Below are 26,479 nucleotides of genomic sequence, written 5' to 3' on the forward strand. Positions count from 1 at the left end.
GTCTCATTCGCGGGCGGCAGCTGTCATATAGCGCGTCCAGATGGACAGCGGATAGGTGTCCACCGAGGGGACCGCACCCGCCCCGCCCAAGTCCTCGAGCGGCAACAGCTCCTGGGTCTTGGGGTCCACCCGCGACAGCGACACCGCCGTGGACAGCTTCTTGGTGTAGCCGACGAACCAGGCCGAGGTGCCGTCCTGCGCCATCCCGCGCTTCCCGGCCACATCGGATCCGGCCGTGCCGGCCGCGTGCGCCGAGCCCGTCCCGCTCTGGACGGCGCCGCGCAGCGCGTCGTCCACCTGGTTCGCGACCGTCTCGCTGAACGCCCGCTGGGTACGGTCCTTCCGCAGCTGGAACTTCTCCCCGTTTCGGGTGAGTCCGCTGACCGAGTACGGCGGGGCGTGCATGCCCTTGGCGGCGAACGTCCCGTAGGCGCTGGCCATCCGGATGGAGCTGGGGGTGGCGGTGCCGAGCGAGAACGCGGGCACCCGGGCACCGAAGCTGCTGGGCAGCATCCCCGCGTCGATGGACGCCTGACGAACCCGGTCCAGGCCGACGTCCATACCGAGCTGCATCATCGGGGTGTTGATCGACTGCACGATCGCCTGACGCAGGCTGACCTGCCCAAAGGACTTGTCACCGTCGTTGGCCGCCCGCACGATCTTCCCGCTGCGGTCCCAGTACGGCCCCTCGGGCGTCCGTACGGCCACCTTGTTGTTGCCGTCGTAGAGGCTGGTGGGGGAGACGGGCTTACGCGGGCGGTCGCGGTCGAGCAGTACCCCGTCGCGCAACGCGGCGGCGTAGACGAACGGGGTGAAGGCCGTACCGGCGGGCACATTGGAGGCGTTGGCGTCGTTGAACCCCTGCTCCAGATAGCCCGGACCGCCGTACAGCGCGGCGATCCTGCCGTCCGGTGCCACGGAGGCGGCGCCGATCCGCACATGGCGGTCGCCGCGCCGGTTCTTCGGATCGAACGAGGCGCGCGCCTTCTTCACGGCCTTGGCCAGCTCGTCCACCTTCGGCTTCTCGAAGGTGGTGTGGATCTGGTACCCGCCGAGATCGAAGTCGGCGTCGGAGACATCAGTGTGGGAACTGACATACACACGGGCGGTCTCCACCAGATATCCGACCTGTCCGGTCAGCCCCTCGGGTTTGGGCGGCGCCTTGGGCTCGGGGAACTTGGTGTACTTCGCGCGCTCTTCGGGTGAGAGCTTTCCGATCTCGACCATGCGGTCGAGCACCCACTTCCAGCGATCCACCACGCGCTGGCGGTTCTTCTCGCCGAGGGTGGGGTCCATTGACCCGGCGCCCTTGAGCAGTGAGGCGAGCAGCGCGCCCTCACTCGGATTCAGCCGCGAGACGTCCTTGCCGTAGTACGCGTAGGAGGCCCGCTGAATACCGTAGGTGCCACGGCCGAACCAGCTGGTGTTCAGATACCGCTCGAGAATCTCTTCCTTGCTCATCCGGTCGTCCAGCTTGATCGCGATGAACATCTCGGTGAGCTTGCGGGAGAACGTCTGGCGCTGATTCAGATAGGCGTTCTTCACATACTGCTGGGTGATGGTGGAGCCGCCCTGGGTCTCCCCGCCGGCCACCATCCGGGTCGCGGCACGCATCAGCCCAGCGGGAGAGACCCCGCTGTCGGAGTAGAAACTGGCGTTCTCGGCGGCCAGCACAGCCCATTGGACCTTTTCCGGCACCTTGTCGAGGGGGACCTCCTGGCGGTTGACCGGTCCGGTGCGGGCCATCTCGCTGCCATCGGCCCAGTAGTAGACATTGTCCTGCTGGGTGGCGAAGTCGTTCAGGTCCTTGGGTATGTCGGTCCGCATATAGAGAAAGCTCAGCAGCCCGGTCATGATTCCCAGACAGAAGAGGAAGAACAAGGACGTCTGACGCCATGACGGCAGCCAGCGCCACACCCCCCTCCGGCCCGCCCGGGGATAGTTCAGCCGGACGCTCCCCGCCGCCCAGCGACGCAGCAGCATGAGCCTGCGCCCCGAGGCGGCCAAACGACGACGGCGGCCCGGGAAAGCCGGTCCGCGGCGGATCTTCGGCGGAGCGGCACGGCGGTGCTTCCGGTGCTTCCCCGCCGCGTTGCTGTCGCTGCTGCCCTGCACTTCTTCCCCCACGCTCACTCCGCGCGCGGGCGCGGCACAAAGAGGTGACCTTCCATCCCCCAAGACCACACAATCCTATTTTCCCCTCCGAACACCTGTCGCCGCAGGGGGCCAAAATTTTGTAACAGTGACGGTATTCGGCAACTCGGGACGCCCGGTGACCATTCGCCCCACCCGGGCACCCCCGCCGCGTGGGCCCGGAGACGGGCGGCCAGGGCGGCCGGGCCGACCGCGCCCCCAGCCCCGGCGGCACCTCCCGGGGTGCACGTCAGAAGCTCAAATGAACCTCTGAACCGGACGGCCGGGGGATTCGTCCTCTCCCTGTGGGGTCATCACCCCGGCACGCGAGAACACACCGCGCGGAACGCGGGACGGAACGAGGAGGGGGAGCCATGGTGCGCCTCGGTACCGGAATCGGCTGGCGACCGGAAATCGCCGATGAGATCGCGGGACTGCCCGGCATCGACTGGGTGGAGGTGGTCGCGGAGAACGTCTGCCCCGGCCATATGCCCGACGCGCTGGAGCGGCTGCGCGAGCGCGGGACCACCGTGGTGCCGCACGGCGTCTCACTGGGCCTGGGCGGCGCCGAACCGCCCGACCCCGAGCGGCTCAAGGCCCTCGGCGAGCGGGTGGAGGCGTTGGGCGCGCCCCTGGTCACCGAGCACATCGCGTTCGTACGGGCCGGGGGCCCGCTGACCGCGTCACCCGTGATCGAGGCGGGCCACCTGCTGCCCGTGCCCCGCACCCGGGACGCGCTCGACGTGCTCTGCGAGAACGTCCGGATCGCGCAGGACGCCCTGCCGGTGCCGCTCGCGCTGGAGAACATCGCGGCGCTGATCTCCTGGCCCGGCGAGGAGATGACGGAGGGGCAGTTTCTGGCCGAGTTGGTGGAACGGACCGGGGTGCGGCTGCTGATCGATGTCGCCAATCTGCACACCAACCACGTCAACCGGGGCGAGGACCCGGCCAGGGCGCTGGACGAGCTGCCGACCGAGGCCATCGCCTATGTCCATGTGGCGGGCGGTGTGGAACGCGACGGGGTCTGGCACGACAGCCATGCCCACCCGGTGACCCAGCCCGTGCTCGATGTCCTCGCCGAGCTGTGCGCGCGGACCGTACCGCCCGGCGTACTGCTGGAGCGCGACGAGGACTTCCCGGCGGCCGAGGAGCTGACGGGCGAACTCGACGCGATCCGCGCGGTGACGGCGACCGGAACCGCGACCCCGTGCACCCCGGAGGCGTCCCCGGACGCTCCCCCGGTGACCGACGGCCCCGGCGAGGCCGCGCTCGACGCCGCCCGGCAGCGGCTCGCGCTCACCCAGACCTCCCTGCTGTCCGCCCTCGTCGCGGGCACTCCGGCCCCCGAGGGCTTCGACCGGCGGCGGCTGCGCGTCCAGAGCACGGCGCTGACGGCCAAACGGGCCTCGGTGATCGCCCATGTGGCGCCCGAGTTGCCGGAGATCCTGGGCGACGGATTCCGCCCGGCGTTCCTGTCGTACGCGGACCGCCGCCCGATGACCGGCGGCTACCGCCGCGACGCCCTGTCGTTCGCCGAGTACCTGCTCGCCGACGACCTGCCCCGGGACCCGGCGGCACGGCGGCGGCTGACCCAGTGGTGGAAGGAGCGGTCGGGGCCCGCCCCGCTGCCGGTGAACCCCGCGACGCGGTTCGCCCGCGCCCTGCGCCACGCGCTGAGCGGAAGGTGAGAGACATGGATACGACAGGGGTGCTGGTATACGCGGCGGTCGCGGTGTCTTCGGTGGCCCTCATCGTGGGTACCGTCCGCTCCCGCGGGGCGGCCGACGGCCAGGCGTACGCTCGGGCGCACGACGTCCTGGAGGCGGCGTTCCTGGCGGGCGGGCCCGGCCGGGTGGCGGACACCGTGATCAGCACGATGCACGAGGACGGACGGCTGGCGGTCGGCGGGCCCGGGGTGGTCTCAGTGCGGCAGCCGGTCGCGCACCACCCCGTCGAGAACGCGCTGCTCAGGTACTGCGCCCAGGCGCCGCACGGCGGACTGGCCCTGCTGCGCCGGAAGCTGATGCGCAGTTTGGAGGTGCAGGCGATCGGCGACGGGCTGGCGCGCCGCGGGCTGATGGTGCGGCCCGAGGCCACCCGCTTCTGGCGGCGCTGGGCCATCACGCAGATCGTGGCCAGCTGGTCGGGGGTGCTGGTGGCCGGCTGGGCGACGTCGCAGCAGGACAGCGACAGCTTGCAGGAGCTGCCGTTCATCGTCGAGGTCCTCCCCGCGCTGTTCCTCGGCTTCGTGATCGGCGGGGCCTGCGCGACCGCGAGCAAGCGCCGGGTGACCGGCGCCGGACGGCGGGCGCTTCGGACGTACACCGCGGACGTCTCGACCACTCCCACGACCGCCGCCCTGCCGGACCACCACCCGGGGCAGTTCGGACCGGGGGACCCCGGACCGGGCCATCACTACGGGTACGCCACCCAGGCCGCGGCCGCCGTGGCGGTCGCGGTCGCGCTGGGCGGCGCGGCCGCCCTGGCCGAGGACCAGGCGCTGCGGGACCAGTTGCTGGAGGCGAACAGGACGTCGGGCAGCGTGCCGGGGTCCTCCAGCGGGGACGCTCCCTCCTCGGACTCCTCCGGCGGCTCGTGGTGCGGCGGGGGCGGCTCCGGCTGCGGCGGTTCGTCCTGCGGCAGCGGCTCGTCGTGCGGCGGGGGCGGAGGTTCCAGCTGCGGCGGTGGATCCAGCTGCGGTGGTGGTTCCAGCTGCGGTGGAGGCGGGGGCTGCGGGGGTGGCGGCGGAGGCTGCGGCGGCGGCTGAGCCGTCCGGAGCCGCGCGGAGCGGTCACCGCAAGGGGAGCGGAAACCGCCCCTCCCGTTCCACATCGTGAAAACTGTGGCGCACACGCGCCAGGTCCAGTAGAAACTCGGCCATGCTGTGGGTCCCGTTCCTGCTCGTCGCCTGGGGTGTCGCGGTCGTCAGCTGCGCCCGGCTGTGCCGGGCAGCGGTCGCCGCCGCCCATCCCCTGGATCCCGACCCGGCCGTGCGCTCGGCGGCGTTGGGCCTGTACGAGACGGCCTTTCTGGCGGGCGGCCCGCACCGGGTCGGCGATCTCGCGCTGCTGACGATGTACCGCGAGCGACGGCTGCTGCTCGCGCACACCGGCTGGGTCACGGTCGTGGACCCCGAGGGCCGGAACGATCTGGAGCGCTCGGTGATCTCCGCGATAGGTCCGGAGGGCCAGTCGCCGGTACCGGCCGTCCGGACCGCCCTCGCCGCCACCGAACCGGTACGGGCGCTGGCCGACCGGCTGGTGGGCGCCGGGCTCGCGGTCTCCGCCGCCGAGCGGTCGAACGTGGCGTCCGCGGTGCGGCAGGTCGGGGCGGCGTGTGCGCTGGTCCTGCTGTCGGCGGCGGGCGCGTTGCTGCTGGTGCCGCCCGCACCGGGGCACGGGCCGGTGGCCGCGTGGTTCGTGCTGCCGCTGGTCCTCACCGCGAGCTGTCTGGTGATCGCCCGGGTCGAGGTGCATCCCTACTCGCGGTGGGCGTCCCCGGCCGGACAGCAGCTCCTGGGCCGGATCGACATCCCGCCGCGGCGGGCCCCCGCCCGGCGTGGCGGCGGCGCGGCCGACGCCGGAGGTGACGACGGTGAGCTGCTCACCGCGGTCGCGGTCCACGGCACCGCCGCGCTCTCCGACCCCGCGCTGCGCGCGGCGCTGAAGGCGCATTGGGGTCAATGACCCCGACACCGCCGCGCGGTGCTTTACACAGCCAACAACCCCACGAAATATGCCTTTTATCGCGTAACGCATCATCGCGCACCGCGGAAAGGGATGGCTTGTGAGAGCAGCAGCGCTGTACGGCATCCTCGGACCGCTGTCCCTGTCGCTCGGGATGACCGCGCTTCTCGCCACCCCCGCCACCGGCCGTCCGCTGGCCGCGCCCGCCGGACCGCACACCACCGGCGCCACGGCCGCCACCGGCGCCACAGCCGCCACCGCCGGCACGGCCGGCACCGCCGTCGTCCAGGCCCGGGCCGCCGCGCCCGCCGGGACCGCCACCGCCGTGGCCGCCGCCACTCCGCTCGCCGCCGCGCCCGCCTGGTCCACCTCACCCGCCTCCCCCGCGCTGGCCGCGGCTCCCCTCGGCCGTGCGGCCGAGGCCCAGGGCGTGGCGCTCGCCGCCCGGCGGGCCGCGGTCCGCGGGATCGACTTCGGCCGCTGCCCCCGCGCCGAGCAGCTGACCGCCCCGATCACCTGCGGCACGGTCTCGGTCCCGCTGGACTACGCCCGGCCCGACGGCCCGAAGATCTCGCTCACCGTCAGCCGGGTGCGCGCCACCGGACCCAAGGCCCGGCGCCAGGGGGCGCTGGTCTACAACCCGGGCGGACCCGGCGCCTCCGGAATGGCCTTCCCCTCGTACGCGACCGAGGAGGAGTTCCGGCGGGTGGCGAAGGCGTACGACTTCGTCGGCTACGCACCCCGCGGGGTCGGCCGCTCCGCACCGCTGTCGTGCCAGTCGCCCACGGCCTTCGCCAAGGCGCCCACCAGCTCCCCGCCCCGTCCGTCGGCGGGCTTCAAAAAGCGCATGGTGGCGCGGGCGCGGGCGTACGCCCGGGGTTGCGCCCGCCGCGCGGGGTCCGCGCTCGCGCACTACAGCACCCTCAACAACGCCCGCGACCTCGATGTCCTGCGCGCCGCGCTCGGCGAGCGGCGGCTGACGTTCATGGGCGCTTCGTACGGCACGTACTACGGCGCGGTGTACGCCACGCTGTTCCCCGGCCATGTGCGCCGGATGGTCTTCGACAGTGTGGTCAACCCCGACCCCTGGCAGATCTGGTACCGCAACAACCTCGAGCAGTCACTCGCCTTCGAGCACCGCTGGCGGGACTGGCGCGCCTGGGTGGCCCGTCATGACGGCGTCTACCACCTCGGCACCACCGCGGAGCGGGTGCTCGCCTCGTACGAGAAAGCGCGGGCGCGGCTGACGCGGGAGCCCGCGGGCCCGGTGGGCACCGCCCAGCTCCAGCACGCGTTCCTGCGGACCGGCTACAACGACGCCTACTGGGACCCGAGCGCCCGGGCGCTGGCCGCCTATCTGCGCGGCGATCCCACCCCGCTGGCCGACCTGGCCGCGCCGGACCCCGCCACGGCGGCGGACGAGGAGAACGGCAACGCCGTCTACACGGCCGTGGAGTGCAATGACGCCCCCTGGCCGCGCACCTGGTCCACCTGGGACCGCGACAACACCGCGCTGGCCCGCCGGGCGCCGTTCGAGACCTGGGACAACGTCGCGATGAACCTGCCGTGCGCGTACTGGCCGCTGGGCCACCAGCGCCCCGTTGACATCGGCATCGGCCTCGGCACCGGACCGGGCCGCGGCACCCTGCCGCCGGTGCTGCTGCTGTCCGCCGAGCGTGACGCGGCCACCCCCTACGCGGGGGCGAAGGAGCTGTGGCGGCGGCTGCCCGGCTCCTCCCTGGTGACCGAGCGGAACGCGGGGACGCACGGACTGTGGGGCGGCCCCAACACCTGCGTCAACCGACATGTCAACACCTATCTGCTGACCGGGAAGACCCCCGGCCGGAGCGCCGACTGCGCCGCCCGCGCGGAGCCGGAACCACGGCCGGAAGCGGCCCCGCTGCCCGACTCCGGCAAGCAGCCCGCCGCGCTGCCCGGGACCCCGTGAGGCCCTGACGCTCCGGTCGCCCGGCACCCCTCGGGTGCCGGGCGCGGTGCGGGTGGCGCCGTCAGGCGAGCCCGGCGACCAGCTCGGAGACCTCCTTGCGCCGTCCGGTGTAGAACGGCACCTCCTCGCGCACATGGCGGCGCGCCTCGGAGCCGCGCAGATGGCGCATGAGGTCGACGATGCGGTGCAGCTCGTCCGCCTCGAAGGCGAGGATCCACTCGTAGTCGCCGAGCGAGAAGGAGGCGACGGTGTTGGCGCGCACGTCCGGGTAGCCGCGCGCCATCTTGCCGTGGTCGGCGAGCATCGCGCGGCGCTCCTCGTCGGGCAGCAGATACCACTCGTAGGAGCGCACGAAGGGGTAGACGCTGACGTAGTCACGCGCCCGCTCGTCCGCGAGGAAGGCGGGGATGTGCGACTTGTTGAACTCCGCCGGGCGGTGCAGCGCCATGTTCGACCACACCGGCTCCAGCGCCCGCCCCAGCCGGGTGCGGCGGAAGAGGTTGTACGCCTCCTGGAGGGCGTCGGAGGTCTCCGAGTGCCACCAGATCATGATGTCCGCGTCGGCCCGCAGCCCGGAGACGTCGTAGGTGCCGCGCACGGTGACATCCTTGGCGGCGAGCTGGGCGAAGAGCTCCTCGACCTCATCGGCGTAGCCAGTACGGTCCTCCGGCAGTACATCGCGCAGCCGGAACACCGACCACAGGGTGTAGCGGATGACCTCGTTGAGGTCCTTGGCCTTTTTGCCGGCGTGGGGAGTCTTCTCAGGAGCAGCAGTCATACTCCCTATTCTCGCTCTCGGCGTCCGCCGCCCGGCCCCAGGGTGGCCCCGAGGTGATCGAGCAGCTCATCGGCCGCGCGGCGGGCGCTCGCGATGCAGGCGGGGATGCCGACGCCGTCGTAGACCGCGCCGCACACACCCAGCCCCGGCAGCTTGGCGACCTCCGCACGGATCCGCGCGACCCGGTCCAGATGGCCCACGGGGTACTGGGGCAGTCCGCCGTCCCAGCGGTCGACCCGGGCCGCGACGGGCCGGGCGGCCAGGCCGACCGCCTCGCCGAGATCCGCGAGCGACAGCCCTACCAGATCGGCGTCGTCGCGCTTCAGGTCGTCCTCGTCCCCAAACCGCCCGATCGAGGTACGCAGGAGGAACAGCTCGGGGTCCGTGTCCCGCAGCCAGCCCCATTTGCGGCTGGAGAAGGTGGCCGCCTTGATCGTGTGACCGTCGACGGGTGGCACCAGGAAGCCGCTGCCCCGGGCGTGCGCGTCCACGTCCGCCCGGCGGAAGGCCATGGTGACCAGTGCCATGGAGGCGTAGTCGACGGTGGCCAGCTCGGCGGAGGCGGCCGGGGAGTCGGCGGCGAGCAGCCGCGCGGCGGCGGGTGCGGGGGCGGCCAGCACCACCGCGTCGGCGATGATCGCGCCGCTGTCGGTGGCGACGGTCCAGCCGTCGGCGGTCCGCCGCAGCTCCCGTACGGGGGTGTGGGTGCGGATCTCGCCTCCCGCCGCGCGCACCGCGTCGGCCACCGCGAGCGGCAGCCGGCCGATGCCGCCCTCGATGCCCATGAAGACCGGGCCGCCCTGGCGACTCGCCGCCCGCTCGACCAGCTCCCGTACGCCCTCGGTCAGCGGGCGGTCGGAGCGGGCCAGTTCGAAGAGGGTGGGCACCGAGGCCCGCATCGAGGTGCGGTAGACATCGCCCGCGTACACCCCGCCGAGCAGCGGCTCGACGAGCCGGTCGACGACCTCCCGGCCGAGCCGCGCGGCGATGAACTCGCCGAGCGCCACGTCCTCGCCGACCTCCGTGGCCGGCAGGGTCTCCTCCTGGGCGATCCGCGCGAGCCCGTCGTCCGAGACCACCCCGGAGGCGGCCAGCGGAGCGAGATCCCCGGGCACGCCCATCAGATGCCCCTTGGGCAGCGGCCGCAGCTCGCCGCGCGTCCACAGGGAGGCGTTCGCGGTCGCCGGGGGCTGAAGCCGTTCACCGATGCCGACCGCGCGCGCCAGCTCCACCGCCTCCGGCCGCCGGGCGAGCATCGACTCGGCGCCGAGGTCCACGGGAACACCCTCGACCTCCCCCGCCAGCAGCTTGCCGCCGAGCCGCTCCGACGCCTCCAGGACGGTCACCCGCGCCCCGGCCGCCAGCAGCCGGTGGGCCGCCGCCAGACCGGAGATTCCACCGCCGATGACGACCACATGACCGGTACGCCCCGCCCCAGGGGTGCTCGCTGCGCTCATGCCCCCACTGTCTCAGACCCCGGTCCCGGGCCGCGGGGCGCGGGTGGCTCCGGGGAACCCGTCCCGAGCGGACGGTAGGCGGCGGCGACGGCCAGGTCGGCTTCGATCCGGGCGGCGGCGGCGCGCAGCGCCGGGAGGAGTTCACGGCGGGTGCTCTCCACGGTGCCGCGACCCGCGTGGGTCGCCACGTTGAGCGCGGCCGCCACCCGCCCGTCCGCGCCCCGTACGGGCACGGCGAGCGACCGCAGCCCCTCCTCCAACTCCTCGTCCACCAGCGCGTATCCGTCGGCCGCCGTCCGCTCCAGCAGACGGGCCAGTTCGGGCACGGCGGTCACGGTGTGCCGGGTCAGCGGCTCGGGGGCCGCCCCCGCGAGATACGCGGCGCGGGCCCGCTCGTCAAGACCCGCGAGCAGCACCCGCCCCATGGACGTGGCATAGGCGGGGAAGCGGGTGCCGATGGTGATGTTGACGCTCATGATGCGTACGGTGGGCACCCGGGCGATGTACCGGATGTCGCCGCCGTCGAGCACGGCCAGGGACGCCGACTCCTGGACGGTGCGGACCAGTTCGCGCAGATGCGGCGCGGCCAGGTCGGTGAAGGTGAGGTCGGCCAGGGGCGCGTAGCCGAGCTCCAGCACCTTCGGCAGCGGCCGGAAGCCCCGGTCGTCGGCCGCGGCGTAGCCCAGCTCGACGAGGGTCAGCAGCGAACGGCGGGCGGTGGCCCGCGGCAGCCCGGTGGCCCCGGCGACGGCGGTGAGGGCGAGCCCGCCGGTGGCGGCGTCGGCCGTGCCCAGGGCCCGCAGGACGGCGAGCCCCCGGGCGAGGGACTGGAGGAACCCGGCCCCCAGCTCCCGTTTGACCGCCCGCGCGGGGTCCTCCCCCGGGGCGCCCACCGGGCCGGACGGCGCCACCTCACCCCTCCCCCGCGGTGCGGCCAACGCCGCCTCCATCGCCGGGAGTTCGGCCCGCAGCGGGTCCAGGACGGCGCCGCGCAGCGCCGCGGCGTCGTGGCGGCTGGTGTGGCTGACCACGTTGACCGCGCAGACGGTACGGCCCGCCGCGTCCCGGACCGGTACCGACACCGCCACCAGGCCCGGTTCGATCAGCTGGTCGTCGATGGACCAGCCGTCGCGGGCCGCGGCCTCGGCGCGGGCCTCGAAGTCGCCGTCCGCGGTGGACGACCGGAGGGGCGGGACGGCCGGGAAGGCGGTGTTCAGCGGATCAGCGGCGCGGCGGGCGTGCCAGGCGGCCCAGGCCGGCCCGTCCCAGCCCGCGGCGAAGAGCGCGCCCGGGGCGCAGCGCTCGGCGGGGAGCAGTTCGCCGATCCGGAAGGCGAGGGACATGGTGCGGCGACGCGTGGCCTGGACGACGAAGCGCACTCCGTCGCCGTCGGGCACGGCCACCGAGACCGATTCGTCCAGCCGGTCCGCGAGCCGTTCGGCGAACGGCCGCAGCGCGTCGGGCAGTCCGCAGGCCGCGAGATACGCGTTGCCCAGCTCCATCAGCCGGGCCGCGAGGCCGATGTCGCGCCCGTCGAGCGTGACGTACCCCAGCTGCTCGAGGGTGGCCACCACCCGGTCGACGACGGACCGGGCGAGCCCCGTACCACGGACGAGATCGCCGGGCCGGACGGTGGCGCGGCCCTCGTGCGCGGCCTGCCGGGTCAGCTCGCGCAGCACGGCGAGGCCGCGCTCGAGCGGCCCGACGGGGCCATTGACAGGCGGGGGCACCGGGCTGAGACTCACCATAAGCAGATTATGAACTAAATTTCACTGGGCGAACAAGAGCCGCGGCCGTCTCGCATCACACCGGCCCGGACGAAGGGACATCAGCGATGCGCACGACCGTCGGCATCATCGGCGCGGGCCCCTCCGGTCTGCTGCTCGCCCAGCTGCTGCACCGGGCGGGGATCGACTGTGTGGTGCTGGAGAGCCGGGACCGGGCCTACGTCGAGCAGCGCCAGCGGGCCGGGATCCTGGAGCAGGGCACGGTGGACGCGCTGCGCGCATGCGGCGCGGGCGCGCGGCTGGACCGCGAGGGGCTGATCCACCACGGCATCGAGCTGCGCTTCGAAGGCCGTCGGCACCGCATCGACTTCCCCGCGGCCACCGGCGGCCGGTCGGTGGCGGTCTACGCCCAGACCGAGATGGTCAAGGATCTGATCGCGCTCCAGCTGGGCGAGGACGGCGAGGCCGGACCGCCGCTGCTGTTCGGGGCGGAGGCGCTGGCCGTGGAGAAGGCGGACTCCGCCGCACCGGAGATCCGCTTCCGCCACGAGGGCCGCGAACGGACCCTGGTCTGCGAGGTCGTGGCGGGCTGCGACGGTTTCCACGGCATCGCCCGGCGTGCGGTCCCGGCCGAGCGGGTGCGCACCTTCGAGCGGACCTATCCGTACTCCTGGCTGGGGGTGCTGGCCGATGTGCCGCCGTCCTGCGAGGAGTTGATCTACGCCCGGCACCAGCGCGGCTTCGCGCTGCACAGCATGCGCTCCCCACAGGTCTCCCGGCTCTACCTCCAGGTGGACAACGGCACGGACCCCGCCGAGTGGTCTCATGAGCGGATCTGGGACGAGCTGAGCGTCCGTCTGGGCGCGGACGTGGACGGGGCCGGGCCGCTGGAGCGCGGCCCGATCACCGCCGTGTCGGTCACCCCGATGCGCAGCTTCGTCCAGGAGCCGATGCGCCACGGCAGCCTCTTCCTGGCGGGCGACGCGGCGCATATCGTGCCGCCCACCGGCGCCAAGGGGCTCAACCTGGCCGTCTCCGACGTCCTCACCCTGGCCCGCGCCCTCATCCACCGCCACAGCACCGGCTCCACCGAACTGCTGGACGGCTACTCCGAAACATGTCTGCGCCGGGTGTGGCAGGCCGAGCGCTTCTCGTTCTTCATGACGGACACCCTCCACCGGCGCCCGGACCAGAGCCCCTTCGAGGACCGCATCCAGGTCGCCCAGCTGGACCGGATCGCCACGTCCCCCACCGCCTCCGCCGAGCTGGCCGAGAACTACGTCGGCCTCCCCCTGTCATGACGGCGCCGAGTCCCCCGGCCGTCGACGCCCCCGAGGAGGGTGGCCCGTCCGAAAGCCGTTCGGTCGCGGGCCGGGTGCTGGCCGTCCTGGACGCGTTCGACGCGACCCACCGCTCGCTCTCGCTCACCTCCCTGGCCCGCCGCGCCGGACTGCCGCTGGCGACCGCGCACCGGCTGGTCGCCTCGTTGACGCGGTGGGGCGCCCTGGAGCGGGACACGACCGGGGCGTACCACATCGGGCTGCGGCTGTGGGAGGTGGCGACGCTCTCACCGCGCGGGGTCGGGGTGCGCGAGGCGGGGCTGCCGTTCATGGAGGACCTGTACGAGGCCACCCATGAGAACGTCCAGCTCGCCGTGCGCGACGGGCTGGACGTGGTCTACGTGGAGCTGATCTCGGGGCGGTCCGCGGTACGGGTGCGCACCCGCGTCGGCGGGCGGCTGCCGTTGCACGCCACGGGCGTTGGTCTGGTGCTGCTCGCCTACGGTCCGCCGCGGCTGCTGGAGCGGGTGTGCGCCCGGCCGATGCGCCGCTTCACCGAGTTCACCATCCAGGACCCCGCCCGGCTGCGGGCCGCCCTCGCCGAGGTGCGGCGCACCGGGGTGGCCATCAGCGACCGTCAGATCACCGAGGACGGGCTGTCGGTGGCGGCCCCGGTACGCGGACCGGGCGGCGAGGTGGTGGCCTCGCTCTCGGTGGTCGTACCGGCCGCGGGAGGGCGGGCTCCGGCGCTGGTTCCGGCGGTGCGGGTGGCCGCCCAGGGGATCTCCCGCACCCTCGCCGCCGCCTGGGGCGACGGGATGCCGGCGGACCTTTCCGGCTGACGGAAGGAGCCCTTGCCGCCCCCTGTTCCGGGGGAAGGCTGGTGCTGGTCTTCGCCGGGTATCCGCACACCCACAGCAAGCCCTCCTTGTGGGTGATGTCGGTCCTGCTCTTCATCACCAGCCCGGCCCTCAGCGGCACCCGCTTCGACCATGGCGGAAGCCGGGCGCAGGCCGTCGCCATCGACGGAGCGCTGATGCTAACCAGTGCCATGCTCCACGGCCTCGTCCGCGAGGGCCCGGCAGGCACGTAGCGTGGTCCCCGCAGAGTCGGACATACGGCGGCGGAGGGGCACGGGCCATGGCGGCGCGGCGGATGGTGATCATCGGGGGCGATGCGGCGGGGATGTCCGCCGCGTCCCAGGCACGCAGACTCAGCAGCCGGGGCGATCTGGAGATCCTCGCCTTCGAGCGCGGCCACTTCACCTCGTACTCGGCCTGCGGCATCCCCTACTGGGTCGGCGGCGACGTGGACGGCCCCGGCGCCCTGGTCGCCCGGACGCCCGAAACCCACCGGGGGCGCGGTATCGACGTCCGGCTGCGCACCGAGGCCATCGAGGTCGATCCGGCCGGACAGCGGGTCCTGGTCCGGGATCTCGATCCGCGCGGCGACGGCGAGCGCTGGTACGGCTACGACGATCTGGTGATCGCCACCGGTGCCCGGCCGCGCCGCCCCTCGATGCCGGGGATCGACGCGCCCGGGGTGCACGGAGTGCAGACCCTGGACGACGGCCGGGCCCTGCTGGACACCCTGGAGGGCACCCGGGTCGAGCGGGCGGTCGTGGTCGGCGCGGGCTACATCGGGGTGGAGATGGCCGAGGCCCTGATCCGGCGCGGCTGCCGGGTCACCGTCCTGGAGCGGGGTGAGCAGCCGATGGCCACACTCGACCCCGACATGGGGCGGCTGGTGCGGGAGGCGATGACCGGAATGGGCATCGACACCGTCACCGGAGCGGAGGTCACCGAGGTGTTGACCGGTGAGGACGGCCGAGTGCGGGGCGTGGCCACAAAGGTCAGCGAATACCCGGCCGAACTGGTGGTGCTGGGCCTCGGCGTGGCCCCCGAGACCCGGCTCGCCCGCGAGGCGGGGCTGCCGCTGGGCGAGTCCGGCGGGCTGCTGACCGATCTGGCGATGCGGGTCCGTGGCCATGAGCACATCTGGGCGGGCGGCGACTGCGTCGAGGTGTTCCACCAGGTCTCCGGCCGCACCCGGCACATCCCCCTGGGCACCCACGCCAACAAGCAGGGCCAGGTCATCGGCACCAATGTGGGCGGCGGTTACGCCACCTTCCCCGGTGTGGTGGGCACGGCGGTCAGCAAGGTCTGCGACCTGGAGATCGCCCGCACCGGGCTGCTGGAGGCGGAGGCGGCGGCCGTGGGACTGCGGTTCGTGACCGTCACGGCCGAGTCGACCAGCCGGGCCGGGTACTACCCCGGCACCCGCCCGATGACCGTGAAGATGCTCGCCGAGCGCCGTACGGGACGGCTGCTCGGCGCGCAGATCGTGGGCCGGGAGGGCGCGGGCAAGCGCGTGGACATCGCGGCGGTCGCGCTGACCGCGGGGATGACGGTGGACCAGGTGGCCGCGCTGGACCTGGGCTACGCGCCGCCGTTCTCACCGGTGTGGGACCCGGTGCAGGTGGCGGCGCGCAAGGCGGTGGCGGCGGTGCGGGCGGCGGAGGCCGCGTAGGGGCGCCTCTAGGCCCCGTCCAACAGCCGCTCCAGAGAGCTCAGCCGGTCCTCCGCGTACCCGGCCAGGAACCACGGGCAGGTCCAGGCGTCGGGGCTCAGGACCTCTTCGGGCGCCGGGTGCTCCTCGGGGGCGTACAGATGCGCCAGCCCGCCGCGGAACTCCCCCCGCTCCATCGGCGGATGGGCCGGGTGCGAGCACTGGCCCTCGGGCCGGGCCGCGACGGTGCTCCGCAGCACCGGCACGATCTCGCGGAGCACCGAGACCGGCGGGTCCGGGTAGGCGATCCGCATCGTCTGACCGGCGGTCAGCAGCAGCACGGTCTGCTCACGCTCATCGGTGACCTCGGCGTACCGGCGGGCCGCCCACAGCCCGAGGCCCAGCGCGAACGGCTCGTTCCAGTGCTTGTCCTCGATCCGCTCCACGAGCGTCGCGATCTCCAGCCGTCCGTCCGGGCGCAGGTACTCGGCGTCCAGGGACGAGGTGTCCGGGCATCCGAACAGCTCCTCGCGGCGGGTCCGCAGCAGTTCCAGGGTCTCCCGCGCGTGATCGGCGATGAAGGCCGGGCACAGCAGGGTCTCCAGCTTGCCCTTGTTCCCCCACTGGTACTCGAAGACGCCCCGTCCGCCGGGGCTGCTCAGGACGATGCCCAGTTCCGCGGCGTCCGGTCCGCTGTCGGGCAGCTTCGGGTGCGTCTCGTGTCCGCACGCGGCGCCGTCGAACTCGGGCAGTGTCTCCTCCAGTACCTCGACCAGGCAGTCGAGGACCGACTTGGCGCGGATCATCCCGGAGACGGCGTACCAGGTCACCGCCCGCACGACCATGACATGCCCGGCCTTGTCCAGCGGATCGTCGGCGAAGCGGAGACCCCGTCCCGCCGACTCCACCTCGTCGTTGATGTCGGTCCACGGCTTGGGATAGCCGTGCAGAAGCGCCGACAGGTCGTCGATCGCGTTCCGGGCCTCCATCGGCAGCCGCGGCGGGATGTCCTCGGCCGAACCGGCGTCCACGATGTCCCGAGCGATACGTGCGAAACCAGCCACATTACGCGGACAGCGCCACTCGTCGCGGGGCGCCGACGGCTCCTCGTCCGCCGTCTCGTCGGCTATCAGCCGCAGTTCCTCGGCGAGTTCCTCGTCATTGTCGTCGTAGTGCGTCTGGTACGGATGCGAGGCGTGGTCGCAGGGCCGGTCCCGCAGGGCGCCGTCGGTGTCGGCGAGAGCGTCCGTCACGGCGGTGGCCACCCCCTTGCCCGGCAGATAGCCGACGTACGGCGCCATCATCACCAGGCCCAGGGTCCAGACGTACGCCGACGGACCGCCCGGATCGGCCGCGAGCCGGGCGGCGCAGTCCAGCGCCGCCCGGTCGTAGTCGTCGTTCTCGACGGTGTCGTAGTCCTCGCGGATCCCGTCCCAGGTGTCCGCGAGTTCCTCGACGGCGGCGGCGTCCAAGTCATTCATGATCACAACGACGCGCGGCACCCCGGCCGTGGTTCCGGCCGTCGGACCGTCAGACCGACCGCTCGGTGCGGGTGTGGACGTACTCCACGAGCCGGGTCAGGGCGTCCGGGTCGGTGGTGGGCAGCACCCCGTGGCCGAGGTTGAAGACATGCCCCTCCAGGCCCTGCGCCGCGTCCAGCACCTCGGCCGCCTTGGTCTCCACCGCCTCGCGCGGGGCGAAGAGCACCGCGGGGTCGATATTGCCCTGGAGCGCCTTGCCGGGCCCCACCCGGCGGGCGGCCTCGTCCAGCGGCACCCGCCAGTCGACGCCGACGACATCCGCCCCGGCCTCGCCCAGCAGCCCGAGCAGCTCACCGGTGCCGACGCCGAAGTGGATACGCGGTACGCCGTATCCGGCGACGGCGTCGAAGACCTTCGCGGAGGCGGGCATCACGCTGCGGCGGTAGTCGGCCGGGGCCAGGGCGCCGACCCAGGAGTCGAAGAGCTGGACCGCGGAGGCGCCCGCCTCGATCTGGACCTTCAGGAAGGCGGCGGTGATGTCGGCGAGCCGGTCCAGCAGATCGGCCCACAGCTCGGGGTCGCCGTACATCAGGGCCTTGGTGTGCTCGTGGTTGCGCGAGGGGCCGCCCTCCACGAGATAGCTGGCGAGCGTGAAGGGCGCGCCCGCGAAACCGATGAGCGGGGTGGCACCCAGCTCGCCGGTGAGCATCCCGACGGCCTCCGTGACGTACTTCACATCGTCGGGCTCGAGCGGACGCAGCCGCTCCAGATCGGCGCGGGTGCGGATGGGCTGCTCCACGACCGGGCCGACGCCGGGCTTGATGTCGAGGTCGAGACCGATGGCCTTGAGCGGTACGACGATGTCGCTGAAGTAGATCGCCGCGTCCACCTGGTGCCGGCGCACCGGCTGGAGGGTGATCTCGGTGACCAGGTCGGGCCGCATGCAGGACTCCAGCATCGCGGTGCCCTCGCGGACCTTGCGGTACTCCGGGAGCGAGCGCCCGGCCTGCCGCATGAACCACACCGGCGTGTGCGGCACCGGCTCCCTCCGGCAGGCCCGCAGAAATGCCGAATCGACGGTGGCACGGGCCGCGTCGCGACCGGTCTGCTGCTGGCCCGAGGGCCGCTCTGTGGCGCTCATGTCCCAAATCTTCGCACGGGCCGAACGAGTGACCCGCCAACCCGGGTGTTCCTCCCCGGTTGAGGCCCTCGATGCGCCTAGTCTTCCGGGCATGGCAGCGGTTCAAGGACAGCTCTCTGACGGTGCTGACGGCGCCGGCGGCGCCGACGGCGCGGACGGCGCGGACGCGGGCGGGGAGGGCACCCCGCCCGCCTTCCGGCGTGCGGTCGCCGGGCTGCGCGGTGTGCGGGTGCGGCCCGAGGTGGAGATCGACCCGACCCCACCACCGCGTCGGCTCGCCCCCTTCTCGTACGCGCTGGAGGCCGTGGTCACCGCGGACGGCGCGGACGAGGACGAGGAGCTGGCGGAGGGGCGGCTGATCCTGCTGCACGACCCGGCCGGGCACGACGCCTGGCAGGGGACCTTCCGCCTGGTCACGCTGGTCCACGCGGATCTGGAGCCGGAGATCGCGGCCGATCCGCTGCTGCCCGAGGTGTGCTGGTCCTGGCTGACCGGCGCGCTGGAGGCCCGCGGGCTGACCTACGGCGAGCCCAGCGGCACGGTGACCCGCGCGAGCTCGCACTACTTCGGCGCGATGAGCGAGCGGGAGCCCTCGACCCGGATCGAGATCCGCGCCTCGTGGACCCCCTCGGAACATCCGGCCCCCGAACCGGCCCGCCCCGGGCGACGGCCGGAGGAGCGGCCGGGCGGGGACGCGGGCGAGCCGGGGGTGCCGGGCGTGCCGGACACCGGGGCACATCTGGCCGCCTGGTGCGATCTGCTGTGCCAAATCGCGGGGCTGCCCCCGGCGGGAGCGGCCGAGGCGGGCATCGTCTCGCTGCCCCAGCGCCGCGGCCCGCAGCCGCGCTGACGTTCCGGGCCCGGTTCACCTCCGGGGCACCTCAACCCCCTTCGGCTCACTCGCCGGGCGTCAGCGCCCGGCGGGGCACCTCGCGGTGGCCGGACAGGGCCGAGCCTCCGAAAAAGAACACCCGTGATCGAAAAGCCGTCCTAATTGCCCGAATTGTTACTCACCAAATCGTGATCATTCTCTAAAGCCGGGCCGTATCGGTGCCGAAGGACGTGGTGACCCGTCCCACCACTTCCCCAGGAGGCCTGGTGTCTGTTCTCCTCGAGCAACCGTCCAGCCTGGTCGCCTACCGCCCGAACAAGCCGACGGCCATGGTCGTCGTCGCCGACCCCCGCGTCCGTTCCACCGTCACCCGTCATCTGTGGGCCCTAGGGGTGCGCGACGTCATCGAGGCGTCGTCCATCGCGGAGGCCCGTCCCCGTATCGCCAACCCGCGGGACATCTGCGTCGCCGATGTCCACCTCCCCGACGGCTCCGGCCTCACGCTGCTGTCCGAGACCCGGGCAGCGGGCTGGCCGAACGGCCTCGCCCTGTCCGCCGCCGACGACATCGGCGCCGTGCGCAACGCCCTGGCCGGAGGGGTCAAGGGCTATGTCGTCACCGGCACCCGCACCAACCTGGGCCTCCCGGGCCGTCCGGGCGCCACCCCGCTCGGCGCCGCCGCCCGGATGCACCGCCGCCCGCCGGGCGCGCCCGGCCACCCCGGGGGCTACCGGGAGCTGTCGGGGCGCGAGGTCGAGGTGCTGAGGCTGGTTGCGGAGGGCCAGTCCAACAAGGCCATCGGCGTCTCGATGGGCTTGTCCGCCCTCACCGTGAAGAGCCACCTCGCCCGGATCGCCCGCAAGCTGGGCACCGGCGACCGGGCCGGAATGGTCGCGGTCGCACTGCGTACCGGGATCATTCACTGAGCCGCACCCCCGCCCGGCCACCGCGCCGCCCCGCCCGCTCCCGCGCCCGTCGACGGAACGTTCCGTCGACGGGCGCCCTGCGTACCCGGCGTGCACAGCTACCCTTGACAGGTGACCGACGCCCAAGAGACCGCAGCAGAGACGACACTGCGAACCACCGGGGGCGCTCCTCCGGACGACCTCCCCCCGGCGCCGGTCCCCTTGCTGGAGCCGCGCGAGGGCATCCCGCCCGTCACCGCGGACGCGGACGGCCTCGCCGAGGTCGTGGCGGCCTTCGCCGCCGGCCACGGACCGGTGGCCGTCGACGCAGAGCGTGCCTCCGGCTACCGCTACGGACAGCGGGCCTATCTGGTCCAGCTGCGCCGTGCCGGAGCGGGGACCGCACTGATCGACCCCGTCGGCTGCCCCGACCTCTCGGGGCTGGGGGCCGCCATCGCCGACGCCGAGTGGGTGCTGCACGCCGCGACCCAGGATCTGCCATGTCTGCGCGACATAGGCATGGTCCCGGCCCGGCTCTTCGACACCGAACTCGCGGGCCGGCTGGCCGGGTTCGCCCGGGTGGGACTCGGCGCCATGGTCGAGAACATCCTCGGCTACGGCCTGGAGAAGGGCCACTCCGCCGTCGACTGGTCCACCCGTCCGCTGCCCGAGCCCTGGCTGCACTACGCCGCGCTCGATGTGGAGCTGCTGGTGGACCTGCGCGACGCGCTGGAGGAGGAGTTGACCCGCCAGGGGAAGCTGGACTGGGCGCACCAGGAGTTCGCGGCGATCGCCGCGGCCCCGCCCGCTCCGCCGCGCAAGGACCCCTGGCGGCGTACGTCGGGGATGCACAAGGTCCGCAGGCGCCGGCAGATGGCCGTGGTGCGCGAGCTGTGGACGGCGCGGGACCAGATCGCCCAGCGCCGCGATGTGTCCCCGGGCAAGGTACTGGGGGACGCGGCGATCGTCGAGGCCGCGCTCGCGGTGCCGACCAGCGTGCGGGCGCTGTCGGCGCTGAACGGTTTCGGCCACCGGATGAGCCGTCGCCAGCTCGAGCAGTGGCAGGCCGCGGTGGACCGGGCGCGGACCCTGCCGGAGGCCGAACTCCCCCAGCCGGGCCAGCCGGTGGCCGGTCCTCCGCCGCCCCGGGCCTGGGCCGACAAGGACCCGGCCGCGGCGGCGCGGCTCTCCGCGGCCCGCGCCGCGGTGAGCACGCTGGCCGAGCGGCTGAATCTGCCCCAGGAGAACCTGATCGCCCCGGACACCGTCCGGCGGCTGTGCTGGGAGCCCCCGGCGGAGTCCACCACGGAGGCCGTTGCCACCGTGCTGGCCGGCCATGGCGCACGCGCCTGGCAGATCGACCAGGTGGCCGAGGTGCTCACCGGGGCGCTGGAGGCGGCTCCGGCCTGAGCTGGGGCACGGGGTCCGGCGGGGTGTGCGGCCGGTCGGGTCTGTGACCTTCGACGCTCCGGCGGCGGGGACTGGGCACGGTGGTTACTCATAAGTAGCATGAGGGTGTGGAGACGCGCCGTCATCGGCGTGCCCGCAGCAGTGCCATCCCGCACCTGGAGGAGAGCCAACGTGCCTCGTACCGCTAGGGACGTCGTCTTCGTCGACGGCGTCCGCACCCCATTCGGCAAGGCGGGCCCGAAGGGCATCTACCACGAGACCCGCGCCGACGACATGGTCGTCAAGTGCATCCGGGAGCTGCTGCGCCGCAACCCGGATCTGCCGCCGGAGCGCATCGACGAGGTCGCCGTCGCCGCGACGACGCAGATCGGCGACCAGGGCCTGACCCTCGGCCGCACCGCGGGCATCCTCGCCGGGCTGCCCCAGTCCGTCCCCGGCTACTCCATCGACCGGATGTGTGCCGGGGCGATGACCGCCGTGACCGCCACCGCGGGCTCCATCGCCTTCGGCGCCTACGACGCGGTGATCGCGGGCGGTGTCGAGCACATGGGCCGCCACCCGATGGGCGAGGCGGTCGACCCCAACCCCCGCTTCGTCTCGGAGAAGCTGGTCGACGAGTCGGCCCTGTTCATGGGCATGACCGCGGAGAACCTCCACGACCGGCTGCCGCATCTGACCAAGCAGCGCGCCGACGAGTACGCGGTGCGCAGCCAGGAGAAGGCCGCCAAGGCGTACGCCAACGGCAAGATCCAGCAGGACCTGGTGCCGATCTCGGTGCGCCGCACCAGCCCTGAGGGCGGCGAGACCGGCTGGGGCCTGGCCACCTCCGACGAGCCGATGCGCCCGGGCACCACGCTGGAGAACCTGGCCGGGCTGAAGACCCCGTTCCGTCCGCACGGCCGGGTCACCGCGGGCAACTCCGCCGGTCTCAACGACGGCGCCACCGCCTCGCTGCTGGCCGCCGAGGACGTCGCCCGTGAGCTGGCGCTCCCGGTGAAGATGCGGCTGGTCTCCTACGCCTTCGCGGGTGTCGAGCCCGAGGTGATGGGTTACGGCCCGGTGCCGTCGACCAAGAAGGCCCTCGCCAAGGCGGGGCTGACCATCGACGACATCGGTCTGTTCGAGATCAACGAGGCGTTCGCCGTGCAGGTGCTGTCCTTCCTGGACCACTACGGCATCGCCGACGACGACCCGCGCGTCAATCAGTACGGCGGCGCCATCGCCTACGGCCACCCGCTCGCCTCCTCCGGTGTCCGTCTGATGACCCAGCTGTCCCGCCAGTTCGAGGAGCAGCCCGAGGTCCGCTACGGCATCACCACCATGTGCGTCGGCTTCGGCATGGGCGCCACCGTGATCTGGGAGAACCCGCACTTCGAGGGGAACAAGTGACCACCACCGCAGAGCTTCTCAAGGGAGCCGCCGAGCTGTTCCCGGACGAGGTCGTGACCCAGGCGCACGTCCGCCACCTCGACCTCCCCCAGAACGCGGGCCGCTTCGCGCTCATCACCCTGGACAACGGCCTGGACCACACCAAGCCGACCACCTTCGGCCCGGCCTCGCTCGCCAACCTCAACACGGCGCTGGACCAGGTCGAGAAGGAGGCCGCGGACGGCTCGATCGTCGGTGTGGGCCTCACCGGCAAGCCGTTCATCTTCGCCGTCGGCGCCGACCTCAAGGGCGTGGAGCTGCTCAAGAGCCACGAGGACGCGCTCGCCATCGGCAAGGGCGGCCACGCGGTCTTCAAGCGGCTGTCCTCGCTGGCCGTGCCCACCTTCGCGTACTACAACGGCGCGGCGATGGGCGGCGGTGTCGAGGTCGGGCTGCACTGCACCTACCGCACGGTCTCGGCCGCGCTGCCCGCCTTCTCGCTGCCCGAGGTCTTCCTCGGCCTGGTGCCCGGCTGGGGCGGCTGCGCGCTGCTGCCGAACCTGATCGGTGCCGACCGCGCGGTCTCGGTGATCATCGAGAACTCGCTCAACCAGAACAAGCAGCTCAAGGGGAAGCAGGTCTACGAACTCGGCATCGCGGACGCGATCTTCGAGGGCGCGGACTTCCTGGAGCAGTCGCTGATCTGGACCGCGGCCGTCCTCAAGGGCGAGATCGAGATCTCCCGGCCCGAGGTCGACCGCGGCGACGCCTGGCACGAGGCCGTCGTCCGTGGCCGCGCCATCGCCGACAGCAAGGTGCACGGCGCGGCCCCGGCCGCGTACCGCGCGCTGGACATCATCGACGCGTCCCGCAACGGCGATCTGACCCGTGGGTTCGACGCCGAGGACAAGGCGCTGGCCGACCTGATCATGGGCGGTGAACTGCGCAGCGGTATCTACGCCTTCAACCTGGTGCAGAAGCGCGGCAAGCGCCCGGCCGGCGCGCCGGACAAGTCGCTGGCCCGCCCGGTCACCAAGGTGGGCGTCGTGGGCGCCGGTCTGATGGCCTCGCAGCTGGCGCTGCTGTTCGCCCGCCGTCTGGAGGTGCCGGTCGTGCTGACCGACATCGACCAGGAGCGGGTGGACAAGGGCGTGGGCTATGTCCACGGCGAGATCGACAAGCTGCTGCTCAAGGGCCGGATCAACCAGGACAAGGGCAACCGGCTCAAGGCCCTGGTCACCGGCTCCCTGGACAAGGCCGCCGCGTTCGGGGACGCCGACTTCGTGATCGAGGCCGTCTTCGAGGAAATGGGCGTCAAGCAGACGGTGTTCGCCGAGGTCGAGGCGGTCGTGCCGGAGCACGCCATCCTCGCCACCAACACCTCCTCGCTGTCGGTCTCCGAGATGGCGTCCAAGCTCAAGCACCCCGAGCGGGTCGTGGGCTTCCACTTCTTCAACCCGGTCGCCGTACTGCCGCTGCTGGAGATCGTCCGCGGGGAGCAGACCGACGACGCATCGCTGGCCACCGCCTTCGCCGTGGCCAAGAAGCTGAAGAAGACCGCCGTTCTGACCAAGGACGCCCCGGCGTTCGTCGTCAACCGGATCCTGACCCGCTTCATGGGCGAGATCCAGAACGTCATCGACGAGGGCACCCCGGTCGACGTGGCGGAGCGGGCCATCGAGCCGCTCGGGCTGCCGATGTCCCCGCTGGTGCTGCTGGAGCTGGTCGGCCCCGCCATCGGTCTGCATGTCTCCGAGACGTTGCACGGCGCGTTCCCGGAGCGCTTCACGGTCTCGGAGAACCTCAAGCGCGTGGTCGAGGCGGGCAAGCGCGGCTTCTACGTCCATGACTCCGGTAAGCCGGAGCTGGACCCGGAGGTGCTCGCGCTGATGCGGCAGGGCGACACCGTGCTGACCGAGGAGCAGGTGCGCGCCCGGGTGCTGGACGCCGTCGCGCAGGAGATCGGCCTGATGCTCGAGGAGGGCGTCGTCGCCGAGGCCCAGGACATCGACCTGTGCCTGATCACCGGTGCGGGCTGGCCCTTCCACCTGGGCGGCATCACGCCGTACCTGGACCGCGAGGGCGTTTCGGAGCGGGTGAACGGGAAGCGGTTCCTGGCTCCGGGCGTGGCCAGCGTCCCGGCGTAGTCCCGGCCTGGTCCCGGCGGCCCGGCTTTCCCGGCCCTGATCCACGGGCGCCGGACGGATGGACCCCTGACGGTCCGTTCCGTCCGGCGCCCGTCGGCGTGTCCGGCGCCTCCCGGACCTCCAGCGGCCCTCTCAGCGGCCGCCGACGCGGGTCCAGGCCCGGAGGGCCAGGCCGCGTTCGTCGGTCTTCTGACGGGCCACCAGCAGCGCGCCGTCCAGGGAGACGGCGGCCAGCACCACCCGGCCCAGCCCGTCGAGGGCCAGCGCCGGGTCGTGGGCGCCCTGTTCGCCCGACGGCGTCCACCACATGCCCGCCGCCTCGTCCTCCGACGGATGGGCGGCGACGGACACCCGGCCGCTCCCGGTGTCGCGCTGGGCCAGCACGGTGCAGTCGTGGCCGTCCACCGGCGCGCGGAGCACGGCGACCGGCCCGGCGCCTCCCTCGCCGCCCAGGGAGGCGAGGGCATCGGTGTCCGGGCGCCAGGAAAACAGCCCGCCGCCGTCCGCGTCCCGCCAGTAGTGGGTGACCGTGTCCCGGCTGCTCTCCACCGCGGAGGCGGACCACGCCTGGACGCGCGCGGGTATGTCCTCACCGCGCCGCAGGGTGCCGCCGGGCTCCGGCTGGTACCAGCGCAGCGCCGCGTCCGCACCAGCCGGGGCGAGCAGTTCGACCCGGCCGTCGGCGGTCGCGGCGGCCGACAGCCCGTCGAGTACGTCCGTGCCCTTCAGATCGGTCCAGCCGCCCCATTTGCCCTTGGCGTCCTGGCGGCGGCAGCTCACTCCGCGCCCGGCGTTGCGCACGAAGACATGCACCGAGCCCGCGGAGTCCACGGCCACGGCGGGGGCGCCGGTGCGCGCCGCCTTGCCGCGGTCCTTGGGGTGCGGGGTGCCGAGCGCGTGCCACGCGGTCAGCGGACGGCCCGTCTGGTACTGGGTGGCGTGGACAACATCGACCCGTGGGGGCTCGCCCTTGGGTCCGGGCTTGCGCCGCAGCCCCACCAGATGCGCATAGCCGTCGGCACCCTGAGCGGCCGTCACCGCGCTGACGTCCGGGGCCGCTATCGGCCAGGGGCCCGTCCACGACGGCCCTCCCGGGCGGTCCTCGGTCCAGCGGGCAACACCTCCCGCCACCGCTGCGTAGGCCGTGAGCCTGCCGTCCTTGCCGCGGAGCAACCGCAACGCCATGGCCTGCCGCCAACCTTCCCCGTGTGCCCTACCCCGTCCATAGTATTTTGCCTGGTCTATGAACGGTTCTGACTCCGGTCCCGCTCCGGCCGCCGGTCTGGTGGTCGTGGACGCGGCGAATGTGGTCGGTTCGGTGCCCGACGGCTGGTGGCGCGACCGCCGCGGCGCCGCCGAGCGGCTGCGCGACCGGCTGGCCGCCCTCTCGCTCGACGGGCTTGCCCAGGGCGCGGGCGGCCCCGCGTGGGCGACCCGTCCGCCGCTGGACATCGTCCTGGTGGTCGAGGGCGCGGCCCGCGGGGTGGAGCCGGTGGCGGGGGTCCGGGTGGACACCGCGCCGGGCAGCGGCGACGACCGGATCGTGGAGGTCGTCGCGGAGCGGGAGCCGGGCCGCCCGTGCCTGGTGGTGACCGCCGACCGGGGCCTGCGCGCCCGGGTACGGGAGTTGGGCGCGGAGGTCGTCGGCCCGCGGGCGGTACGGCCCGGGAGGTGAGGG

At 73.1% G+C, this 26,479-nt stretch carries 21 protein-coding genes; 14 read left to right on the top strand and 7 right to left on the bottom strand.

Annotated elements, in window-relative coordinates; translation table 11 throughout:
* Nucleotides 1-3 precede the first annotated feature (3 nt).
* Nucleotides 4-2,127 (bottom strand): transglycosylase domain-containing protein, encoded by a 2,124-nt coding sequence (locus AC4BEG_RS07730; protein WP_490705158.1) that lies wholly within the window; start codon nt 2,125-2,127, stop codon nt 4-6.
* 380 nt (nt 2,128-2,507) lie between these two features.
* On the opposite strand from AC4BEG_RS07730, the gene AC4BEG_RS07735 reads away from it, so the two are divergent.
* The 4 genes from AC4BEG_RS07735 to AC4BEG_RS07750 all read left to right on the top strand — a co-directional run bounded on the left by AC4BEG_RS07735 (nt 2,508) and on the right by AC4BEG_RS07750 (nt 7,767).
* Nucleotides 2,508-3,821, top strand: a complete 1,314-nt coding sequence (locus AC4BEG_RS07735) for an MbnB/TglH/ChrH family RiPP precursor modification enzyme (RefSeq protein WP_490705159.1) — start codon at nt 2,508-2,510, stop codon at nt 3,819-3,821.
* A gap of 5 nt (nt 3,822-3,826) precedes the next feature.
* Nucleotides 3,827-4,900 (top strand): TIGR04222 domain-containing membrane protein, encoded by a 1,074-nt coding sequence (locus AC4BEG_RS07740; RefSeq protein ID WP_490705160.1) that lies wholly within the window; start codon nt 3,827-3,829, stop codon nt 4,898-4,900.
* A gap of 112 nt (nt 4,901-5,012) precedes the next feature.
* Nucleotides 5,013-5,819, top strand: a complete 807-nt coding sequence (locus tag AC4BEG_RS07745) for a TIGR04222 domain-containing membrane protein (RefSeq protein ID WP_490705161.1) — start codon at nt 5,013-5,015, stop codon at nt 5,817-5,819.
* 100 nt (nt 5,820-5,919) lie between these two features.
* A complete protein-coding gene (locus AC4BEG_RS07750; protein ID WP_490705162.1) occupies nt 5,920-7,767 on the top strand; it encodes an alpha/beta hydrolase in 1,848 nt (615 codons plus the stop codon).
* A gap of 61 nt (nt 7,768-7,828) precedes the next feature.
* On the opposite strand, the gene hemQ is transcribed toward AC4BEG_RS07750, so the two are convergent.
* The 3 genes from hemQ to AC4BEG_RS07765 are packed head-to-tail and all read right to left on the bottom strand — an operon-like array spanning nt 7,829 to nt 11,750.
* Nucleotides 7,829-8,545, bottom strand: coding sequence for a hydrogen peroxide-dependent heme synthase (hemQ, locus tag AC4BEG_RS07755; RefSeq protein ID WP_490705163.1), 717 nt, complete (start codon nt 8,543-8,545; stop codon nt 7,829-7,831).
* 5 nt (nt 8,546-8,550) lie between these two features.
* Entirely contained in the window at nt 8,551-10,002 is a 1,452-nt protein-coding gene (hemG, locus tag AC4BEG_RS07760) for a protoporphyrinogen oxidase (protein ID WP_490705164.1), read from the bottom strand.
* Nucleotides 9,999-11,750 carry an IclR family transcriptional regulator domain-containing protein gene (locus AC4BEG_RS07765; RefSeq protein WP_490705165.1) on the bottom strand — a complete coding sequence of 584 codons (1,752 nt, stop codon included), beginning with the start codon at nt 11,748-11,750 and terminating at the stop codon, nt 9,999-10,001. Before AC4BEG_RS07765 ends, hemG begins: the two co-directional genes overlap by 4 nt.
* Nucleotides 11,751-11,836: 86 nt before the next feature.
* Here AC4BEG_RS07765 and AC4BEG_RS07770 point away from each other — a divergent pair, with 86 nt between their 5' ends.
* Genes AC4BEG_RS07770 through AC4BEG_RS07785 form a run of 4 tightly spaced genes read left to right on the top strand, consistent with a single transcriptional unit; the run spans nt 11,837 to nt 15,538 of the window.
* The gene (locus AC4BEG_RS07770) at nt 11,837-13,030 is read left to right on the top strand and encodes a 4-hydroxybenzoate 3-monooxygenase (RefSeq protein WP_490705166.1); all 1,194 of its coding nucleotides are present in this window, start codon (nt 11,837-11,839) and stop codon (nt 13,028-13,030) included.
* Entirely contained in the window at nt 13,027-13,851 is an 825-nt protein-coding gene (locus AC4BEG_RS07775; protein ID WP_490705167.1) for an IclR family transcriptional regulator, read from the top strand. The genes AC4BEG_RS07770 and AC4BEG_RS07775 overlap by 4 nt, the downstream gene beginning before the upstream one ends.
* Before the next feature lie 41 nt (nt 13,852-13,892).
* Nucleotides 13,893-14,102 carry a hypothetical protein gene (locus AC4BEG_RS07780; RefSeq protein ID WP_490705168.1) on the top strand — a complete coding sequence of 70 codons (210 nt, stop codon included), beginning with the start codon at nt 13,893-13,895 and terminating at the stop codon, nt 14,100-14,102.
* 47 nt (nt 14,103-14,149) lie between these two features.
* On the top strand, nt 14,150-15,538 hold the full coding sequence (locus tag AC4BEG_RS07785) for an FAD-dependent oxidoreductase (protein WP_490705169.1): 1,389 nt from the start codon (nt 14,150-14,152) through the stop codon (nt 15,536-15,538).
* Between the two features lie 8 nt (nt 15,539-15,546).
* Here AC4BEG_RS07785 and AC4BEG_RS07790 read toward each other — a convergent pair whose 3' ends face one another.
* Together AC4BEG_RS07790 and hemE are read right to left on the bottom strand one after the other, a co-directional pair.
* A complete protein-coding gene (locus AC4BEG_RS07790) occupies nt 15,547-16,998 on the bottom strand; it encodes a hypothetical protein (RefSeq protein ID WP_490705170.1) in 1,452 nt (483 codons plus the stop codon).
* A 49-nt stretch (nt 16,999-17,047) separates the two neighbouring features.
* Nucleotides 17,048-18,139, bottom strand: a complete 1,092-nt coding sequence (hemE, locus tag AC4BEG_RS07795) for a uroporphyrinogen decarboxylase (RefSeq protein ID WP_490705171.1) — start codon at nt 18,137-18,139, stop codon at nt 17,048-17,050.
* 91 nt (nt 18,140-18,230) lie between these two features.
* On the opposite strand from hemE, the gene AC4BEG_RS07800 reads away from it, so the two are divergent.
* The 5 genes from AC4BEG_RS07800 to AC4BEG_RS07820 all read left to right on the top strand — a co-directional run bounded on the left by AC4BEG_RS07800 (nt 18,231) and on the right by AC4BEG_RS07820 (nt 24,801).
* On the top strand, nt 18,231-18,989 hold the full coding sequence (locus AC4BEG_RS07800; protein ID WP_490705172.1) for a DUF3000 domain-containing protein: 759 nt from the start codon (nt 18,231-18,233) through the stop codon (nt 18,987-18,989).
* 248 nt (nt 18,990-19,237) lie between these two features.
* Nucleotides 19,238-19,897 (top strand): LuxR C-terminal-related transcriptional regulator, encoded by a 660-nt coding sequence (locus AC4BEG_RS07805; protein ID WP_490705173.1) that lies wholly within the window; start codon nt 19,238-19,240, stop codon nt 19,895-19,897.
* 111 nt (nt 19,898-20,008) lie between these two features.
* Nucleotides 20,009-21,286, top strand: coding sequence for a ribonuclease D (locus AC4BEG_RS07810; protein WP_490705174.1), 1,278 nt, complete (start codon nt 20,009-20,011; stop codon nt 21,284-21,286).
* A gap of 171 nt (nt 21,287-21,457) precedes the next feature.
* Complete coding sequence (locus AC4BEG_RS07815) at nt 21,458-22,675, top strand: thiolase family protein (protein ID WP_490705175.1); 1,218 nt, start codon at nt 21,458-21,460, stop codon at nt 22,673-22,675.
* Nucleotides 22,672-24,801, top strand: a complete 2,130-nt coding sequence (locus tag AC4BEG_RS07820; protein WP_490705176.1) for a 3-hydroxyacyl-CoA dehydrogenase NAD-binding domain-containing protein — start codon at nt 22,672-22,674, stop codon at nt 24,799-24,801. Before AC4BEG_RS07815 ends, AC4BEG_RS07820 begins: the two co-directional genes overlap by 4 nt.
* Nucleotides 24,802-24,933: 132 nt before the next feature.
* Here the strand turns inward: AC4BEG_RS07820 and AC4BEG_RS07825 are convergent, their stop codons facing one another.
* On the bottom strand, nt 24,934-25,986 hold the full coding sequence (locus tag AC4BEG_RS07825; protein ID WP_490705177.1) for a PLL family lectin: 1,053 nt from the start codon (nt 25,984-25,986) through the stop codon (nt 24,934-24,936).
* 58 nt (nt 25,987-26,044) lie between these two features.
* Here AC4BEG_RS07825 and AC4BEG_RS07830 point away from each other — a divergent pair, with 58 nt between their 5' ends.
* Nucleotides 26,045-26,476 (top strand): NTP pyrophosphohydrolase, encoded by a 432-nt coding sequence (locus tag AC4BEG_RS07830; protein ID WP_490705178.1) that lies wholly within the window; start codon nt 26,045-26,047, stop codon nt 26,474-26,476.
* The last annotated feature ends 3 nt before the right edge of the window (nt 26,477-26,479 follow it).

The sequence above is a fragment of the Streptomyces sp. JLBJ103 genome (assembly GCF_058215575.1).